The sequence below is a fragment of the Streptomyces sp. NPDC057900 genome, assembly GCF_042887885.1.
Lineage (GTDB): Bacteria > Actinomycetota > Actinomycetes > Streptomycetales > Streptomycetaceae > Streptomyces.
Map to the genome: position 1 here is coordinate 201,302 of NZ_JBHVOI010000010.1, position 16,877 is coordinate 218,178.

Annotated in this window: 15 protein-coding genes; 8 read left to right on the forward strand and 7 right to left on the reverse strand. The window is 71.1% G+C overall.

Translation table 11 applies throughout. The features are described 5' to 3' along the window. Positions 1-70: 70 nt before the first annotated feature. From ACFVQ0_RS29365 to ACFVQ0_RS29385, 5 genes are read left to right on the forward strand one after another with little or no spacing between them, the layout of a single operon-like run. Positions 71-1,732 (forward strand): ABC transporter substrate-binding protein, encoded by a 1,662-nt coding sequence (locus tag ACFVQ0_RS29365; protein ID WP_390092209.1) that lies wholly within the window; start codon positions 71-73, stop codon positions 1,730-1,732. Next, a complete protein-coding gene (locus ACFVQ0_RS29370) occupies positions 1,729-2,688 on the forward strand; it encodes an ABC transporter permease (RefSeq protein WP_390092210.1) in 960 nt (319 codons plus the stop codon). The genes ACFVQ0_RS29365 and ACFVQ0_RS29370 overlap by 4 nt, the downstream gene beginning before the upstream one ends. Next, complete coding sequence (locus ACFVQ0_RS29375; RefSeq protein WP_390092211.1) at positions 2,685-3,539, forward strand: ABC transporter permease; 855 nt, start codon at positions 2,685-2,687, stop codon at positions 3,537-3,539. The genes ACFVQ0_RS29370 and ACFVQ0_RS29375 overlap by 4 nt, the downstream gene beginning before the upstream one ends. After that, a complete protein-coding gene (locus ACFVQ0_RS29380; RefSeq protein WP_390092212.1) occupies positions 3,536-4,513 on the forward strand; it encodes an ABC transporter ATP-binding protein in 978 nt (325 codons plus the stop codon). The genes ACFVQ0_RS29375 and ACFVQ0_RS29380 overlap by 4 nt, the downstream gene beginning before the upstream one ends. Next, entirely contained in the window at positions 4,506-5,402 is an 897-nt protein-coding gene (locus tag ACFVQ0_RS29385; protein WP_390092213.1) for an ABC transporter ATP-binding protein, read from the forward strand. Before ACFVQ0_RS29380 ends, ACFVQ0_RS29385 begins: the two co-directional genes overlap by 8 nt. Here ACFVQ0_RS29385 and ACFVQ0_RS29390 read toward each other — a convergent pair. After that, on the reverse strand, positions 5,331-5,867 hold the full coding sequence (locus ACFVQ0_RS29390; protein WP_390092214.1) for a TetR/AcrR family transcriptional regulator: 537 nt from the start codon (positions 5,865-5,867) through the stop codon (positions 5,331-5,333). The two genes, ACFVQ0_RS29385 and ACFVQ0_RS29390, sit on opposite strands and share 72 nt — an antisense overlap. A gap of 255 nt (positions 5,868-6,122) precedes the next feature. On the opposite strand from ACFVQ0_RS29390, the gene ACFVQ0_RS29395 reads away from it, so the two are divergent. Beyond that, positions 6,123-7,283, forward strand: coding sequence for an agmatine/peptidylarginine deiminase (locus ACFVQ0_RS29395; RefSeq protein ID WP_390092215.1), 1,161 nt, complete (start codon positions 6,123-6,125; stop codon positions 7,281-7,283). 47 nt (positions 7,284-7,330) lie between these two features. On the opposite strand, the gene ACFVQ0_RS29400 is transcribed toward ACFVQ0_RS29395, so the two are convergent. The 3 genes from ACFVQ0_RS29400 to ACFVQ0_RS29410 all read right to left on the reverse strand — a co-directional run bounded on the left by ACFVQ0_RS29400 (position 7,331) and on the right by ACFVQ0_RS29410 (position 10,089). Beyond that, a complete protein-coding gene (locus ACFVQ0_RS29400) occupies positions 7,331-8,509 on the reverse strand; it encodes an acyl-CoA dehydrogenase family protein (protein WP_390092216.1) in 1,179 nt (392 codons plus the stop codon). 105 nt (positions 8,510-8,614) lie between these two features. Continuing rightward, positions 8,615-9,772: a methyltransferase gene (locus ACFVQ0_RS29405; protein WP_390092217.1), complete on the reverse strand. Its 1,158-nt coding sequence runs from the start codon at positions 9,770-9,772 to the stop codon at positions 8,615-8,617. Between the two features lie 92 nt (positions 9,773-9,864). Next, the gene (locus tag ACFVQ0_RS29410) at positions 9,865-10,089 is read right to left on the reverse strand and encodes a hypothetical protein (RefSeq protein ID WP_390092218.1); all 225 of its coding nucleotides are present in this window, start codon (positions 10,087-10,089) and stop codon (positions 9,865-9,867) included. A 252-nt stretch (positions 10,090-10,341) separates the two neighbouring features. Between ACFVQ0_RS29410 and ACFVQ0_RS29415 the strand changes: the two genes are divergently transcribed. Then, entirely contained in the window at positions 10,342-11,166 is an 825-nt protein-coding gene (locus tag ACFVQ0_RS29415) for an endonuclease I family protein (protein WP_390092219.1), read from the forward strand. Between the two features lie 33 nt (positions 11,167-11,199). Here the strand turns inward: ACFVQ0_RS29415 and glsA are convergent, their stop codons facing one another. Next, positions 11,200-12,534: a glutaminase A gene (gene glsA / locus ACFVQ0_RS29420; protein WP_390092220.1), complete on the reverse strand. Its 1,335-nt coding sequence runs from the start codon at positions 12,532-12,534 to the stop codon at positions 11,200-11,202. Positions 12,535-12,544: 10 nt separating this feature from the next. Further along, entirely contained in the window at positions 12,545-13,111 is a 567-nt protein-coding gene (locus ACFVQ0_RS29425; RefSeq protein WP_390092221.1) for a hypothetical protein, read from the reverse strand. Between the two features lie 195 nt (positions 13,112-13,306). On the opposite strand from ACFVQ0_RS29425, the gene ACFVQ0_RS29430 reads away from it, so the two are divergent. Beyond that, complete coding sequence (locus tag ACFVQ0_RS29430; RefSeq protein ID WP_390092222.1) at positions 13,307-14,422, forward strand: chemotaxis protein; 1,116 nt, start codon at positions 13,307-13,309, stop codon at positions 14,420-14,422. A 65-nt stretch (positions 14,423-14,487) separates the two neighbouring features. Here the strand turns inward: ACFVQ0_RS29430 and ACFVQ0_RS29435 are convergent, their stop codons facing one another. Next, positions 14,488-16,875, reverse strand: coding sequence for a phosphoketolase (locus ACFVQ0_RS29435; RefSeq protein ID WP_390092223.1), 2,388 nt, complete (start codon positions 16,873-16,875; stop codon positions 14,488-14,490). Between the last annotated feature and the right edge of the window lie 2 nt (positions 16,876-16,877).

The following is a 16,877-nucleotide window of genomic DNA, read 5'->3' on the forward strand; positions in this document are numbered from 1 at the left end:
CCGGTCGTCGCGGTCCGGCGGCCTCCCGTATCCACATACGGCCAACCACGTACGGAAAGAGAGCGCGACGATGACCACACCCCCACCCCGCGCCGGCAGACACACACGTGTCCTGACCGGTCGGATCGCCACCGCGACGGCCGTCCTGTCCTCGGTGGCTCTGCTCGCGGCCTGCTCCGGACCGCCCAGGAACGGCGGGGACGGCTCCGGCGGCTTCACCCTCTCCCGGCAGACGCCCAAGGCCAAGGGGGACCTCGACTCCTTCACCTGGGCCACCTACGCCGAGCCGCCCACACTCGACTACACCGTGGCGTTCGACTATCCGCAGAACACGATCCTCTCCAACGTGTGCGAGAGCCTGATGCGCTGGACGCCCGGGCTCACGGCCGAACCCGGCCTGGCGCGGAAGGCGACGAATCCCGACCCCACCACCTGGGTCTACGACCTCCGTCCGAACGTGCGCTTCCACAACGGCCGGGTGATGACCGCTGACGACGTGGTCTTCAGCCTGGGCCGGCAGATGGACCCGCACACGGCCGCCGCGTGGGCCGACGTGTTCAAGAACGTCACCTCGGTCAGGAAGAGCGGTCCGCTCCAGGTCACCGTCAAGCTCAGGAAGCCCGACTCCCAGTTCCCCCAGTACATGGCGACCGCCGCCGGCGTGGTGGCCTCCAAGGCCGGCGTCGAGGCGGCGGGCAGGAACTACGGCACCTCAGGCGGGCTCGACTGCACCGGGCCGTTCAAGCTCGGCACCTGGAACAAGGGCGAATCGATCGAGCTCGACCGCTTCGACAAGTACTGGGGCACCAGGCCCAAGTCCGGCAAGGTCGTCTTCCGCTTCCTGACCGACCCTTCCGCCCGCACCAACGCGTTCCTCAGCGGCGAAGCCGACGGCGGCTACCTGATCCCCACCGAGAGCTACGACCGGCTGCGCAGGAGCAGGACCGGCACCCTGTACTTCGGCGAGGGTCTGAGCACCGTCAACGTCAACATCACCGACATGAAGGGCCCGCTCGGCGACGTCCGGGTCCGCCGCGCTCTCTCCCTGGCCCTGGACCGCGGCGGATTCGTCGGATCCGCCCTCGGGGGCGTGGGGACCGTCACCGGTTCTCTCACCACCCGTGCCGCCTGGGCCGGCGCCCCGGAAACGGCCAGGAAGGCCGCGCTGAACGGCCTGCCGCCGGCCACCCCGGACATCGAGAAGGCCAAGGCGCTGATCAAACAGGCCGGTGCCACCGGGAAGACCCTGACCGTCGCCACCAGCTCCATCGGTCAGGACGTCTCCGTGCTCGCCACCGCGGTGCAGGCCGCGGGCACCCGGATCGGCCTGGACATCAAGCTGAAGACCATCGCCCCGAACGCGTTCACCGCGCTGTTCACCGACCCCAAGGCGCGCGAGGGCATCGATATGTTCCCGCTCACCTACTACGACTCGATCACCGACCCACTGGACCTGCTCTCCAACTTCAAAACGGGTTCGTACATGAATTTCGCCGGCTACCACGACAAGCGGTACGACGACCTCGTCGACCGGGCGACCGCCGCCTACGACCCCAGGACGCGGTCGAAGATCGAGGCGCAGCTGCAGAAGCACGCCGCCGACCAGCTGCTGTGGATCCCGGTCGCCGAGTGGCCGACCTCCCTGTTCCTCAACAAGAGGATCACCGGAGCGCCTACCACCATCTCGTACATGTACTACCCGTGGGCAGCCGATGTGGGGGCCGCCCAGTGAGCTTCACGAGATTCGCCGTACGGCGGCTGGCGGAGATGATCGCCACCCTGCTCTGCGCGTCGTTCGTGGTGTTCGGTGCGATGTATCTGGCGCCGGGCAGCCCCGCGAGCTTTCTGCTCTCGGGCCGCTCGGCCTCACCGGAGGCCCTCGCCGCGATCAACGCGCAGTACCACCTGAACGATCCCTTCATCGTCCGGTACCTGCACTGGCTGGGCGACATGGCACACGGCGACTTCGGGCGGTCGATCACCTACCGCACCGATGTCTCCCGGCTGCTGGCCGACCGCCTGCCCACCACCCTGCTGCTGGTCGGCATGTCATTGGCCGTGGTGATCGTCGTCGGCCTGGCACTCGGCCGGCTCGCGGCCGTACGCGGCGGCGGCACCGACTCCGTGGTCCTGGTCACCACCACGTTCGCCGTCGGCACCCCGTCCTTCGTCGCGGCCGTGCTGCTCCAGGGCCTGTTCGCCGTCAAGCTCGGCTGGTTCCCCAGCGGCGGCGCCGGCGACGGCTTCCTCGACCAGGTCTGGCATCTGACGCTCCCGGCCATCGCGCTCGCCCTCTATCTGATCGGTCTGCTCGCCCGGGTCACCCGCTCGGCGATGCTGGAGGCCCTCGCCGGCGAACACGTCACCGTGGCCCGCAGCCGGGGCGTGCCGGAGCGCGAGGTCATCCGACGGCATGTGTTCCGCAACTCGCTGGGCACCGTGCTGACCACCGGCGGTCTGATCGTCTCGACGCTGCTCGTCTGCACGATCCTGGTGGAGAGCGCCTTCAGCATCGGTGGCATCGGACAGCTCCTCGAACTGTCGACCACCACCAAGGACTTCCCCACCGTCCAGGCCATCTCCCTCATCATCGTGGGCCTGTTCATGACCGTGAACCTCGTCGTCGACCTGCTGATGCCGCTGGTCGACCCGCGGATCACCCTCGGATCGAGGAGGTCTGCCGCATGACCGCCGTTCTCACCCGCCGGCCCGGTCTCGCCCGGATCCGCTCGGCCGGGTCGCCGCTCCACCTCTGCTGTCTGGGGTTCGTGGTCCTCGTCGTCGCCGGGGCGCTGCTCGCCGGTGTGGTGGCACCGCACGACCCCAACGCCGTCGACCTGGGAAACGCGCTCGCGGGGCCCTCTGCCGATCATCCGCTCGGTGTGGACGAGGCGGGCCGCGACACCCTCTCGCATCTGCTGACCGGCGCACGCGCCTCCCTGCTGGGCCCGCTGGGGGTGATCGCCTTCTCCACCGTCGTCGGCGTCCTCGTCGGAATGGCCGCGGCCTGGCGGGGCGGCTGGCTGGACTCGGTGCTCTCCCGGAGCACCGAACTGGTCTTCGCCTTCCCCGGAATGCTGCTGGCGATCCTCATCATCTCGATCTACGGAGAGGGGCTGCTCGCGCCGGTCATCGCCCTGGCGATCGCCTATCTGCCCTATGTCAGCCGGCTGACGCGCTCACTGGTCCTGGCCGAACGCCAACGCCCCTATGTCAGCGCCTACCGGGTCCAGGGGCACTCCGGCCTCCAGATCTGCCTGCGCCACATCCTGCCCAACGTCGCCCCCGTCGTCCTCGCCCAGTCCGCCATCAACTTCGGTTACGCCCTGATGGACCTCGCGGGGCTGTCCTTCCTCGGGCTCGGCATTCCCGCGCTCACCCCCGACTGGGGCCGCATGGTGTTCGACGGACAGACCGCCATCCAGCGCGGCTACCCGCTGTCCGCGATTCTGCCCTGCGTGCTCATCATGCTGACCGTCGTCGCGTTCAACGTGGTCGGGGAACGCTGGGCCGACCGCGTCGCCAGGAGAGACCAATGAACACTCTCGACATCCAGGGACTGCGCATCACCCTGCCCGGCACCGCCCGCCCGGTCCTCGACGGGATCGACCTCACCGTCGGCGTCGGCGAGACCGTGGCACTCGTCGGCGAGTCCGGCTCCGGAAAGACGCTCACCTCACGCAGCGCGCTGCGGCTGCTGCCGCCGGGCGCCGTCACCGAAGGCACCGTCCGCGTCGACGGCCACGACGTGCTCACCATGGACGCCCGGCAACTGCGCGCCCTGCGCACCGGCACGGTCGCCATGATCTTCCAGGACCCGCGGGCCGCCATCAACCCGCTGCGCCGCATCGGAGACTTCCTCACCGAGAGCGTCCGGCTGACCAAGGCCATGAACCGGACGGAGGCCACCGTCCGGGCCGGTGAACTCCTCGACGCGGTGGGTCTGGACGCCTCCGCGCTGCGCAAGTATCCCGGGCAGATGTCCGGCGGCATGCTCCAGCGCGTCATGATCGCCGCAGCCCTCATGGGAGACCCGGCCCTCCTGCTCGCCGACGAACCCACCACCGCGCTGGACGTCACCACCCAGGCAGAGGTCATCGCCCTCCTGAGCCGGCTGCGGGAACGCTTCGGTACCGGGCTCCTCTTCGTCACCCACGATCTCGACCTCGCCGCGGCCATCAGTGACCGTGTCTACGTCATGTACGCCGGACGAATCGCCGAGAGCGGCCCCGCCGATGTCCTCTTCAGGCATCCCCGCCACCCGTACACGTCCGCTCTTCTCGCCTCGACCCCTCGGATGGAGGGGCCCCGGCACCGCCTCGCCGCCATCGACGGCCAGCCCCCCGACCTGCGTCAGGAGCTGCGGGGCTGTGCCTTCGCCGCCCGGTGCCCCCTCGCGAGCGAACTCTGCGAGCAGGAGGCACCGCCCGCGCTGCCCGCCCCCGGCAGGCCGGACCACCGGGCCTCCTGTCACCACAGCGACCGGCTCGAAGGGAGCGCCGTCGATGCCTGAGAACACCCTGGTCGTCAAGGGCCTGCGACGGACCTTCGGGACCGTACGCGCCGTGGACGATGTGTCCTTCACGCTGCCGGAGGGCGGCTCCCTCGGCATCGTGGGCGAATCCGGTTCCGGTAAGACCACCACCGCACGGATCGTCGTCGGCCTGGAACAGGCTGACGAGGGCGAGGTCCTGGTGCGCGGCCGGTCCCGCGCCGAGCGGGAGCGCGGTGCGGGGCGGGGCCGGGCACGGCGTCTGGCCCGGGCCCGCGAGATCCAGATGGTCTTCCAGGACCCTTACCTCTCCCTCGACCCGAGGACGAGTGTCGAGGCGGTCCTCCGCGAGACGCTGCGCCTTCATTTTCCCGAGCGGGACCCGAAGAAGCGCATACGCCAGCTCCTCGACCAAGTGGGCCTGGGAACCCGCGCCGCCGACGCGCTGCCGCGCCGGCTCTCCGGCGGGCAGCGGCAACGTGTGGCCATCGCGCGCGCTCTCGCCGTCGAGCCCGCCGTGCTCGTCCTGGACGAAGCGGTCGCCGCACTCGACGTGTCGGTGCAGGCGCAGATCCTCAACCTCCTGGCCGACATCAGGGAGGAGACCTCGGTCGGGTACCTGTTCATCACCCACGACCTGGGGGTGGTCCGGTGTGTCACCGACGAGATCGTCGTCATGCGCCACGGTGCCGTCGTCGAGGCTGGTCCCACGGCCGAGGTCCTCGCCGCGCCCCAACACCCCTACACCCGGCTCCTCCTGGATTCCGTGCCCCGGCCCGGCTGGGACCCGGAAGTGATCTCGGCCACGCGCCGGGCGCGGCTGCCGGCGGTGACCGGTTCAGGCACCGGCCGCGAGCGTGAGGACCAGGGTCCGCAGAACCGGCCCGGTGTCGAGTCCCGCGTCCAGTGACTCCGCGGCGGCGAGGCCGTCGACGGCGGCGGCGACGGCCTCGCCCAGCGGCCGGGGATCGAGCGGGGTGCCCCGCTCGTCGGCCAGGACCTGGAACAGGTCGACGAAAGCGGTGCGCCAGCGCCGGTACTCGGCCTCAAGCGCGTACCGCACCCGGTCGTCGTTCAACGCGTGCCAGTGCAGCGCCGAGTGCAGGTGCGCGAGGTCCGTGCTCTCGGGCCGTCCGAGCAGAACGACCACGCGTTCAGCGCGTTCGGCGAACGTGCCGGGTGCGGAGACCGCGGCCTCCAACGGGGAGATCCACTCGGGGCGCATGTCTTCGAGGACCGCCAGAATGAGGTCGGTTCGATCCTGGAAGTGGTAGTGGCACATTCCGTGCGAAACCCCACACAGTGCCGCCACGTTACGAGTGGTGAACCGCTCGCTCATCTCACCGGCCAGCAGGGTCCGGGCGGCCGAGACCAAGCGCCCCCGAGTCTGCTCACCCTTCGCCGACACACGCGGCCGCCCCGGCCGGACAGGAGCCGCGGAGGGTTTCTGGGGGCCTTTCGCTGATGCTGCCATGGCGTCACTCTAACGAGCGCCCCGGCCCCCACCTGCGTAGTTGCGCGCATCCGCAGAATCCATTGCCAAAACTATTGACCGAGCGCTCGGTCAGTTTTAGTTTTCAGGCTCCCACCGCGCCCCTGCGGCCGGTTGAAACGGCAGAGGAGAACCACCATGAACGAGCACGCAGTGAACCGTTCCTACGGGAGTCTGCGCAGGCGCGGGTTCCTCGCGGCAGCTGGGCTCACCGCCGCGGGCGCCGCCCTCGGCGCTGCCGAGGGGCGGGCCCGTGCCGCGTCCCCGCGCGGCCGGACCGCTTCGGCGGGCTCCCTCAGGGTCCCGATAGAGGACGCCCCCCACACCCGCACCTGGATGGCCTGGCCGGACAGCACCGCGATCTGGGGCCGTCGGCTCCTGAGCGGAATCCAGGCCGACATCGCGCTGATCGCGCGCACCGTCGCACGGTACGAACCGGTCATCATGTGCGCCAACTCCGGCAGCGCCGCCGGCGCCCGTTCGATGTGCGGTTCCTCGGTCACCGTGATCACCTCCATCCCGGTCGACGACTGCTGGATGCGCGACAGCGGCCCGGTCTTCCGCACCGACGGGGCCGGCGGCCTCGACGCGGTCGGGCTGAACTTCAACGGCTGGGGGAAGAAGCAGACCCACGCCAAGGACGCACTCGTCGCCCAGAGGATCGCCGCCTACGTCGGTGTCCCCTTCACCTCCGCGGGCCTGGTCGGAGAGGGCGGCGCGATCGAACAGGATGGCGCCGGCACCTTGATGGCGACCCGCAGCAGCCTCATCAGCACCAAGCGCAACCCCGGGAAGTCGCAGACGCAGCTCGAAACCGCCATGTGCGCCGCGTACGGGGCCTCCAAGGTCATCTGGTTCGACGGCGTGTCCGGGCAGGACATCACCGACGACCACGTGGACGCCACCTCACGCTTCCTTGCCCCCGGGCAGGCGCTCGTCCAGATGCCCCTGTCGACGGACACGGACGTCTACGCCAAGGACGCGCGCCAGCAGTACCAGACGCTGTCCTCCGCCACCACGGCGAGCGGAGGCCGGATGTCGGTGTCGAAGCTCCAGGGCCCCGACTACGACAGGATCCGCTCCACCGACCGGGACTTCCTCGCCTCCTACGCCAACTACTACGTATGCAACGGCGCCGTCATCTCCGGCCAGTTCGGCGACGACGGGGCCGACGCGGCAGCCAAGGCCACACTGGCCAGGCTCTACCCCGGCCGGGTCGTCCAACAGCTCGACATCGACCGTCTCGGCACCGGCGGCGGCGGAATCCACTGCGTCACCCAGCAGCAGCCGGTGCCGTAACCGGGGATCCCGCACGAAGACCGGCCGAGAATCCTCGTCGCACCCGCTCAGCGCCGTACGCGCGGCATCCCGAGGCCGATCCACGAGATGATCTCCCGCTGGATCTCGTTGTTGCCCCCGCCGAAGGTGAAGATGACGGCGGAGCGGTATCCGCGTTCGAGTTCGCCGTGCAGGACGGCGCCGGCCGAGCCCTCCTTGAGGGGGCCGGCCGAGCCGACCACCTCCATGAGCCAGGCGTAGGCGTCGCGGCGCGCCTCGGAGCCGTAGACCTTGACGGCGGAGGCGTCCTGCGGGGTGAGGGTGTTGTGCTGGACGGCCGACACCATCTGCCAGTTGAGCAGCTTCATGGCATCGAGGCGGGTGTGGGTGCGGGCGAGGCGGGCGCGGACCCAGCCGAGGTCGATGACGCGGCGGCCGTCGGCCAGCCGGGTGTCCGCTGCCCAGCGGCGGACGTTGTGCAGGGCCCGGATGGCCATGGTGCCGTGGGCGGCGAGGGTGACGCGTTCGTGGTTGAGCTGGTTGGTGATGAGCCGCCAGCCCTTGTTCTCCTCACCGACGCGGCGGGAGACGGGGACGCGGATGTTCTCGTAGTAGCTCGCGGTGGTGTCGTGCGAGGCGAGGGTGTTGATCAGGGTGCAGGAGTAGCCGGGGTCGGACGTCGGGACCAGGAGCATGGTGATGCCCTTGTGCGGCGGCGCCTCCGGGTCGGTGCGGGCGGCGAGCCAGACCCAGTCGGCGGTGTCGCCGTTGGTCGTCCAGATCTTCTGGCCGTTGACGACATACGTGTCGCCCTCGCGCACCGCGCGGGTCTTCAGGGCCGCGAGGTCGGTGCCCGCGTCGGGTTCGCTGTAGCCGATCGCGAAGTCGAGCTCCCCGGCGAGCACCTTGGGCAGGAAGTAGGCCTTCTGCTCGTCGGTGCCGAACTGCATGATCGTGGGGCCGACGGTGTTGAGGGCCATCAGCGGCAGCGGTACACCGGCCTGCGCGGCCTCGTCGAAGAAGATGAACTGCTCCATCGGGGAGAGGCCGCGCCCGCCGTACTCCGTGGGCCAGCCGACGCCGAGCCATCCGTCGGAGCCGAGGCGTCGGATGGTGTCCCGGTAGAAGCGCTTCTGGGCCGCGGGGTCGGCGTACCGCGCGTAGGCGTTGTCGGGGACCAGGGCAGCGAAGTACGCGCGCAGTTCGGCGCGCAACTGCTGCTGCTCAGGCGTGTATTCGAGGTGCACGGCCCCTCCAGGAGTCTCGCGGTCGCGTCGCCCGTGTGCGGCGGCGCACACAGTAGAACGTGTTGCAAGAATCCGGAAGGGGCACGGAGCCCCGGCGGCCGGGCGTCAGCGTTTCACGGCGCGCAGCACCACGAACTTGGAGTCGCCCGCCACCGTGACGCAGTTGCCGAACGTGCGGCGCAGCTGGGTGTGGTAGCCGAGGTGCCGGTTGCCCACGACCCATAGCTCGCCGCCCTGGCGCAGCGCGGCACGCGCCCCGTGGAACATGTTCCGGGCGGTGGCGTCCGTGGTGGCCTGGTGCGAGTGGAACGGCGGATTGTTGAGGATCAGGTCGACGCTCGCGGGCGCGGTGTCGGCCAGCCCGTCGCCGACGACGAAGCGGGCCTCGGTGGCGGCGTCGGCATTGGCCCGGAAGGTCGCCTCGGCCGAGGCGACCGCCTGGTACGACTCGTCGATGAAGGTGAGCTCGGCCTCGGGGTTGGCGAGTGCGGCGGACAGCCCGAGGACGCCGTTTCCGCAGCCGAGGTCGACGACCCGTTCCGGGCCGCTGCGCACCGGCAGGTGCTTCAGGAAGAAGCGGGTGCCGATATCGAGCCGCTCCGCGCAGAAGATCCCGGCGTGGTTGGTGACGGTCCGCCCCGCGACGGCCCCGACGTCGTCGGGCAGCTCGTAGCGGTGGGGCCACGGGCTGCTCACGCGGACCGGGGCCGGGTCGGGTGTGCAGTGGATGAGCCGGGCCTTCTTGACCGCGAGGGAGGTGCGGGTGGGGCCGATGATGCGCTCGAACAGCTTGAGGGTGGAGGTGTGGATCTCCTTGACCATCCCGGTGCCGATGACGACGGTCCCGGGGTGGACGGCGGGCGCGAGCCGGTACAGCTGGTCCTCCAGGAGCGCGAGGCTCTTGGGCACGCGTACGAGCAGGACGTCGATGCGGTCCGGCGGGGTGTCGCGCGCGGACAGCAGCCGTACGGCGTCCGCGTCGGCCCCGTTGCGTTCCAGGTTCGCCGCTGTCGCACGCTGCGCGAGGTAGGAGTCGGTGATCTGTACCGGCCGGTGACCGGCCAGTACCGTGCTCAGCGCGCCCCAGCGGTCACCGACCACGACGACAACGCCGGACAGGTCGACCGGACTCGCCCCGTCGATCCCCTCCAGGTGCCGCAGCAGGTATTCGTCGGCCGCGTCCCAGGCACGGAAGGGGTCGCGGGGGTCCTCCGGGAATCGGGCGAGGTCGTAACCGGCCCCTGACGTCGTCAAACGGTTCATATAGCGTTCAGGCTAACCGAGCGGCGGGATACACCCGAACACTTCCGGCCGCCACGAGGGCGCGCGGCCGCCGCCGCGCCGCCCGGCCGCGGCTACGGCAGCTGCTTGTCGATCGCCGACCGGCCCTCCTCGGCCAGCCTGCGCCGCGCCCACTCAAGGGTCTGCGGAGTCAGGTCCCGCCCGGAGGCGAGCACCAGGTCCTCGGGCGACGGATCATCGCTCGCGCCGGTGTGCAGGAGGCTGTCGGGGGTCACGCCCCGCAGCGCGGATGGGTCCGCTCGCAGCGGTTCGGATACGGATTCGGGCTCGTCGCTCATGCCGCCTCCTCGTCCTTGCGGCAATTCTCGCCCCGCGCCGACGGGGGCGCATCCGGTGCCCGGCCGCAGCGTCCGTCCGGCCGGACACCGACGCTCACTTGACCTGCACATGATAGGTACGCAGCGTTCACACCCGGGTCACGGTGCGTGTGGAAGGCTCCCGCTGACCACCCATCACACGACCACCGCGGCAGCCGCCCCCCACCCTTCGCCGGCGCCGCGGTGCCCGTATTTCCGGAGAGGACACCCCACATGTCCCGTCGTCACCTTTCGTACCGGCGCCCGCTGCTGGCCACTCTCGCCGCCTTCGCGGTGCTCACCGGCACCGCGGCCGCCGCACCGGCCGACACCCCGCCGGCTCCGGCGACTGCCGCCACCCCGCTCCGCGCACTGGACGACACGTACTACCAGGACGCGCTCGGCAAGACCGGCACCGCGCTCAAGGCCGCCCTGCACACGATCATCAGCGACCAGTCCAAGCTCACCTACAGCCAGGTCTGGGACGCGCTCAAGGACACCGACGAGGATCCGTCGAACTCCTCGAACGTGATCCTCCTCTACTCCGGGATCTCCGAGCCCAAGAGCGACAACGGCGGCGGCACCGGCCAGTGGAACCGGGAACACGTCTGGGCCAAGTCGCACGGCGACTTCGGCACGGCCACCGGCCCCGGCACCGATATCCACCATCTGCGCCCGGAGGACGTGTCGGTCAACTCCGTGCGCGGCAACAAGGACTTCGACAACGGCGGCAGCGAGGTGAGCGGGGCGCCCGGCAACTACACCGACAGCGACTCCTTCGAACCGCGCGACGCCGTCAAGGGCGACGTCGCCCGCATGATCCTCTACATGGCCGTGCGGTACGAGGGCGACGACTCCTTCGCCGACCTCGAACCCAACGACCAGGTGTCGAACGGCTCCGCCCCGCACATCGGCAAGCTCTCCGTGCTGAAGGCGTGGAGCCAGGAGGACCCGCCGGACACCTTCGAGAAGCGGCGCAACGACGTCATATTCGACCAGTACCAGCACAACCGGAACCCGTTCGTCGACCACCCCGAATGGGTGGACGCCATCTGGTAGGCCGCCGGCCGGTGTGCAAGGGCGGGCCGGGACTCAGCCGGTCCGCCCCGGCGCGCACCATTCCACCGCGTCCTCGCGTGAGACGAAGCGCCGGGGAGCCCCGGCGGTGGCGTCCTGCCCCGCGAGACGGCCCGCCGGGTCCACCACGGCGGCGCGCCGGCCGCCGGCCGTGAGCCGGGCCAGCCCGCCGTTCAGCATCGCCCGCGCCGCCGTGTCGATGTCCGTCACCCGGCGCAGATCCAGCACCACGGCCGCCGTGTCCTCCGGGCCCGACTCGTCCAGGGCGAACAGCACCCGCTCTGCCGCGGTGAAGTCCAGCGCGCCCTGGGCCGCGACGACCGCCACCCGCTCGCGGCGGGCGCGCTCCCGCTCCCCCGCAGGCGCGGAGGGCAGATCGTCGGCCGTGGTGACCAGGGTGACGGTGGAACCCGCCAGGGCCGGGTTGTGCATGAGGTGCAGCTTGAAACGCTCGGACAGCGCGCCGAGCGCCAGCTGTCCCCGCACGGAGGTTCCGGCCGGGTCGAGGAGCGGACTGTACGCCGCGAGTCCGAACCGGGCCGGTCCGGCGGCGATCAGCCCCCCGGAGACCCCGCTCTTGGCCGGCAGCCCCACCCGGAGCAGCCAGTCGCCCGAGGCGTCGTACATCCCGCAGGTCGCCATCACCGCCAGGACGTGCGCGGCGACGGGTTCCGGCACCACCGCGTCCCCGGTGACCGGTTGGACTCCCCCGTTGGCCAGGGTCGCCGCCATCGCGGCCAGGTCCAGCGCCGTGACCCGTACCGCGCACTGGCGGAAGTACGTCTCCACGGCCGCCACCGGGTCCACGGGCAGCGGGCCCGCGCTGCGGATCAGATACGCCAGGGCGCGGTTGCGGTCGCCGGTGAGCGCCTCCGAGGCGTACACCTGCTCGTCGACGTCCAGCCGCCGGCCGGCGAAGCGGCTCAGGAAGCCGAGGATCCGGTCGAACCTCGGGGCGTCCCGGGTGTCGGGGACCAGCGCGGTGGTGACGATGGCGCCGGCGTTGACCATGGCGTTGGCGGGTCGTCCGGTGCCCGGTTCCAGACTGATGGCGTTGAACGCCTCGCCGCTGGGCTCCGCGCCGACCCAGCGGCCCACCTCGTCGAGCCCCAGCGCGGACAGGGCCAGGGCGTAGACGAACGGCTTCGAGACGGACTGGGCGGTGAACGGCACCTCGACGTCACCCGTGCTGTAGCGGTGGCCGTCCATGCTGATCAGGGCCAGCCCGAACGCGTCGGGGTCGGCCAGCGCCAGCTGCGGGATGTAGTCGGCGAGCGTGCCGTCGCGCAGTCCGCCGAACCGGGTGTGCAGTTCGCGCAGGGCGTCCGTGACCGCGTCCGCGGCGTTCACCGGCCGGCCGTCAGCCGCGCTCGGCCTGCGCGATCCGCGGGAACGTCTTGACGCCCGCGGCCTTGCGGCTGTTGGCGTGCTGGCTGACGGTGCGGCCGGGCGGGGCGTCCGCGAAACCGAGCACCACGGAGTCCAAGACCTTGCCGGAGGAGTCGGTGAAGTCCACCTTGACCGCGTAGAAGGCGGCCTTGTCGGTCGGGTTGGTCACCCGGACGAGGGCGCTGCGGAACTGTTCGGAGGGCTCGACCGCGAGGCCGTTGACGGAGACGTCCTTGACCGCGTCGCCCTTGCCCTTCACACCCTTGAGCGTGGTGACGGCCTTCTGCCGGTTGCGCTCCACCTCCGCGGAGACCGAGGCCGCGAACTCCCGCTGGGTGCGCTGGCTCTCCGAGGCGCTCGGGGAGGTCTTCGGCTCCGCCGACACCGTACGGGTGCTCTTGGCGGTCCCCCGCGACGAGGTGTCGGAGCTGTCGCAGGCGGCGACGCCGGCGACGATCACCGCGGCCAGCACGGCGGGGGTCAGGCTGCGGGCGGCACGGCGGCCGATGGCGCGCCGCACGGGGCTGGTCTGGTTCACGGACGCTCCGTCTGCTCGGAAGTACGAAGGAAGGGCCGGCTCTCGCTCCCACGCTCCAGGGCGAGCGTGGACATCGCGCACATCCGCTGGAACCCGGGAACACCAATTCGCCCATATTAGGATCAAAAGGTATGAATTGACTCGTCGAATCACCCGCTCAGCACCGCAGTACGCCAAGTCCCCGGGAGGGAACAGATGGACACGGATGCCCTGACCGCCGGCCTCTTGCAGGAGCTCCGGGCGGCCAAGCCCTATCCCGCCCTGTCCCTGACCATGCCGACCCACCGGCGCGCCCCCGACAACGCTCAGGACGCCGTCCGGCTGCGCAACCTGGTCGCCGCCGCGGGAAACCGGCTCGACGCCGATCCCCACGTCGGCCGCGAGACCAGGGCCGCCATCAAGCAGCAGCTCGACCGGGCGGTCGCGGAGATCGATCCGCGCCGGGCCCTGGACTCGCTGGTGGTCCTCGCGACGGCGGACGAGTACCAGATCTGGCAGCTCCCCCGCACCGCACCCGAACGAGTGGTGCTGAGCGACACCTACCTCACCCGCAACCTGGTCGCCGCCAAGGCACAGGCCCGGCCGTTCTGGGCGCTGACCGTCTCCGCCGACCACGCGGCCCTGTTCAGCGGTACGGGGGACGCGGCGCACGAGGAGCGGATCGGCGGCTTCCCGCTGACGGCTCCGCACGAGCCGCCCAACCCGCAGCGCGAGGAGCGGATCGGGGACACCCCGAGCACCTTCAGCGACGAGGACACCCGCCAGTTCCTGCGGACGGTGGACGAGAAGCTGCGCGGGGTCCTGGCCACGGATCCTCGCCCGCTGTACCTGGTCGGCCTCGCTCCCGCGCTGGCGATGCTGGACGAGGTCGGGGAGAGCACCGGGGCGGCGGTCGGGCGGGTGACGAAGGGCGCTCCCGCCGACACGACGCCCGGCGACCTGCTCACCGAGCTGCGTCCCGCGCTGGACGCCCGGCAGAAGCGGTTCGCCGCCGAGATCGACGGCAAGCTGGACGAGGCACGCGGCCGTCACGCCTTCGCCGGCGGCCTCGACGAGGTGTGGGCCGCCGTACGGGAGGCGCGCGCCGGTCTGGTGGCGGTGGAGGAGCACTATCAGCAGACGGTCCGGATCGCCGATGAGCACCTTGAGCCGGTGAGCGCGGACGCCCTGGACCCGGCGGACGAGACTGTCCGCGAGGACATCGTCGACGAGCTGGTCGAGGCGGCGCTGGACAGCGGCGCGGAGGTGGTGTTCGTCGCGGACGACTCGCTCAGGGAGCACGGGCGGATCGCGGCGGCGCTGCGCTACTGAACGTCGCACGGCAGGGGCCCGGACGGTCGTCCGTCCGGGCCCCTGCCGTGCGCGCCGGGTGGGCCTCAGCCCTCCCAGGTCCAGTCGGCGACCTCGGGCAGGTCGGTGCCGTGCTCGCGGATCCAGGCGTGGTGACGGGTACGGGTGTCGGACATCGCCTGACGCACCGCCACGGCGCGGACGCCGAGGCCGGGGACCCGGTCGATGACGTCCATGACCAGCCGGTAGCGGTCTAGGTCGTTGCGGACCACCATGTCGAACGGCGTGGTGGTCGTGCCCTCCTCCTTGTAGCCGCGCACATGCAGGTTGGCGTGACCGGTACGGCGGTAGGCCAGTCGGTGGATCAGCCAGGGATAGCCGTGGTACGCGAAGATCACCGGCTTGTCGCGGGTGAAGAGCGCATCGTACTCGGAGTCCGGCATCCCGTGCGGATGCTCGTCGTGCGGCATGAGCCGGGCCATGTCGACGACGTTCACCACCCGCACCGCCAGCTCGGGCAGGTGGTGCCGGAGCAGACCGGCCGCCGCCAGGACCTCCAGAGTGGGGACGTCCCCGGCGCAGGCGAGCACCACATCGGGTTCGCGGCTGCCGTCGTCCGTACCCGCCCACTCCCACGTTCCGGCGCCACGGGCGCAGTGCGCACGGGCCTGGTCGAGGGTGAGCCAGTCGAAGCTGGGCTGTTTTCCGGCCACGATCACATTGACGTAGTCACGGCTGCGCAGCGCGTGGTCGGCCACGGACAGCAGCGTGTTGGCGTCCGGGGGCAGGTAGACGCGGACGACCTCGGGGCTCTTGTTGAGGATGTGGTCGACGAAGCCCGGGTCCTGGTGCGAGAAGCCGTTGTGGTCCTGCCGCCAGACGTGTGAGGTGAGGAGGTAGTTGAGGGAGGCGATGGGGCGGCGCCACGGCAGCCGGCGCGAGGTCCGCAGCCATTTGATGTGCTGGTTGACCATCGAGTCGACGATGTGGGCGAACGCCTCGTAGCAGGAGAACAGTCCGTGCCGTCCGGTGAGCAGGTAGCCCTCCAGCCAGCCCTGGCACAGGTGCTCGGAGAGGACCTCCATGACGCGGCCGTCGCGGGCCAGGTGCTCGTCGGTGGGCAGCGTCCCGGCCTGCCAGGCCTTCCCGGTGGCCTCGTAGAGGGCGTCGAGCCGGTTCGAGGCCGTCTCGTCGGGGCCGACGACCCGGAAGTCCCTGCGGTCCGCGGTGGCCGCCATCACGGCTTCCAGCAGTCCGCCCAGGACCCTGGTCGGCTCGTGCAGGACGGTGCCCGGCCGGTCCACCCGGACCGCGTGCGCGTCGAGCGGCGGAACGGGCAGGTCGCGCAGGAGCAGCCCGCCGTTGGCGTACGGGGTGGAGCCGAGCCGGTCCGGGCCCGCGGGCACACAGCTGAGGACCTGCTCCGAGGGGCGTCCTTCGGCGTCGAAGAGCTCCTCGGGCCGGTAGGAGCGCAGCCACGCCTCCAGCTGGCGCAGATGGGCCGGGTTGTCGCGGACTCCGGGCAGCGGGACCTGGTGGGCGCGCCAGGTGCCTTCGACGGGCAGCCCGTCGACCTCGGCGGGGCCGGTCCAGCCCTTCGGGGTGCGCAGCACGATCATGGGCCAGCGCGGGCGGTCGGTGCCGCCGCCGGTCCGGGCGGCCTGCTGGAGCTCTCCGATGCGGTCGACGGCCCGGTCCATCGCGGCGGCCATCGCCCGGTGCACGGTGAGCGGGTCGTCGCCCTCCACGTACAGCGGTTCGTGTCCGTAGCCGCGCAGCAGGGCGTCGAGCTCGGCCTCCGGCAGCCGCGCGAGCACGGTCGGGTTGGCGATCTTGTAGCCGTTGAGGTGGAGGACCGGCAGGACGGCGCCGTCGTGGACCGGATCGAGGAACTTGTTGGCGTGCCAGGAACCGGCGAGCGGCCCGGTCTCCGCCTCCCCGTCCCCGATGACGCAGGTGACGAGCAGCTCCGGGTGGTCGAGGGCGGCCCCGTAGGCGTGGGCGAGGGAGTAGCCGAGTTCGCCGCCCTCGTGGATGGAGCCGGGGGTCTCGGGTGCGACGTGGCTGGGCACCCCGCCGGGGAAGGAGAACTGCTTGAACAGCAGGCCCATGCCCGCCGCGTCCCTGCTGACGTCGGGGTACGTCTCCGAGTAGCTGCCCTCCAGCCAGGAGTTGGCGAGCACCGCGGGACCGCCGTGGCCGGGGCCCCAGACGCACAGCGCGGGGATGCCGCGTGCGGCGATGACCCGGTTGAGGTGCGTGTACACGAGGTTGAGGCCCGGTGAGGTGCCCCAGTGGCCGAGCAGCCTGGGCTTGATGTGCTCGGGGGCGAGCGGCCGGGTGAGCAGCGGGTTGGCCATTAGGTAGATCTGGCCGACGGCCAGGTAGTTGGCCGCCCGCCAGTGGGCGTCGAGCGCGGAGATCTCTTCGTCGGACGGGCCGGCCGTCGGTGAGGCCGGTGGGGCGTCGCTCATGG